This window comes from Streptomyces sp. NPDC051677, from assembly GCF_044453465.1.
Lineage (GTDB): Bacteria > Actinomycetota > Actinomycetes > Streptomycetales > Streptomycetaceae > Streptomyces.
Genome location: NZ_JBITCT010000145.1, coordinates 1 through 1,360 on the forward strand (window position 1 = coordinate 1; position 1,360 = coordinate 1,360).

At 67.0% G+C, this 1,360-nt stretch carries 2 protein-coding genes; both read left to right on the forward strand.

Annotated features, from left to right (window positions below; all coding sequences use genetic code 11):
- Positions 1-102: 102 nt before the first annotated feature.
- Entirely contained in the window at positions 103-957 is an 855-nt protein-coding gene (locus tag ACIBAF_RS49275; RefSeq protein WP_393737037.1) for an IS5 family transposase, read from the forward strand.
- A complete protein-coding gene (locus ACIBAF_RS49280) occupies positions 954-1,352 on the forward strand; it encodes a hypothetical protein (RefSeq protein ID WP_393737039.1) in 399 nt (132 codons plus the stop codon). Before ACIBAF_RS49275 ends, ACIBAF_RS49280 begins: the two co-directional genes overlap by 4 nt.
- The last annotated feature ends 8 nt before the right edge of the window (positions 1,353-1,360 follow it).

The following is a 1,360-nucleotide window of genomic DNA, read 5'->3' on the forward strand; positions in this document are numbered from 1 at the left end:
AGTGGACGTTAAGTCCGATCTTCCCCGGTTCGTGATCGCTCGATCGTGGGACTGATACTCGTCCGGGGCGACTGCTCGTCATGCCCATGCTGGGATGCGGGCATGGAGCGGAGACCGTATCCGAGCGACTTATCGGATGAGCAGTGGACGTTGATCGAGCCGATGATCACGGCCTGGAAGCAGGGCCGGGTGGCGCGGTCGGCGACCGGGGATCCCGGGTCCTGTGATCTGCGGGAGGTCGTGAACGCGATCTTCTATCAGAACCGTACGGGCTGCCAGTGGCGCTATCTGCCCCACGACCTGCCGGCCTGGTCTGCGGTGTTCTACTACTTCACGCTGTGGCGTCAGGACGGGCTCGACCAGCGGATCCAGGAACTCCTGCGCTGCCAGGTGAGGGAGAGAGCCCGCCGATTAGAGGACCCGTCCCTCGTGATCATCGACACCCAGTCCGTCCGCGCGGCCGCCGGTGTCCCGAAGACCACGACGGGACTGGACGCCAACAAGAAGGTGTCGGGCCGCAAGCGGGGACTGGCCGTCGACGTTCTGGGGCTGATCATCGGCATCGTGGTGCTGGCCGCATCCGCCCACGACAACGCCGCCGGCACCGCCCTGCTCGACCAGGCGGCCGAGCGGTGCGGGATGCGCCTGGAGAAGGCCCTGGTGGACCAGGGCTTCAAGGACGAGGTTCTCATCCACGGCGCCCTGCTCGACATTGACGTCGAGGTCGTCCGCCGCAACCCCGCAGACCAGGGCAAAGGCTTCGTCCCGCAACCGAAGAGGTGGATCGTGGAGCAGGTCAACGGCACGTTGATGCTGCACCGCCGCCTGGCCCGCGAGTACGACCACCGGCCCGACACCTCCGCCTCGCGCGTCTACTGGGCCTCCATCGCGAACATGGCCCGCCGCCTCACCACACCGAGTCCGGCCTGGCGCGACACCCTCGGACTGGCCGCGTGAACATCAGCGAGCTCCTGGCAGACCTCCAGGACCAGCACGACAAAACCACGGCCCGGGCCGGTGAACTACGCGACCAGATCGACCACTTGACCGCCGCCTTGGCCGACACCGAAGCGCGACTCGCAGACCTGGCCACCACCCGGAAGATCATCGCCGAACGCGTCCCGCCCGGGACCGAGCCCGATCCGCCCGAGACGAACACCGCCTACCAGGCCATCGTGAACGCCTTCAACCAACATCCGGGCCGGGCATTCCGAGCCCGCGAGCTGCATGAACTCCTCGGCATGCCCACCGACGAGGCGACCGTCAACGTCACCCGCAGCCGCCTCGGACGCCTCGTCCGACAAGGCTTCCTCACCCAACCCGGACGAGGTCGCTACGAGAAACGGACTTAACGTCCACT

Excerpts from the sequence above, each read along its gene's own strand:
- ACIBAF_RS49275 (WP_393737037.1), top strand. The coding sequence starts at position 103 with ATGGAGCGGAGACCGTATCCGAGCGACTTATCGGATGAGCAGTGGACG.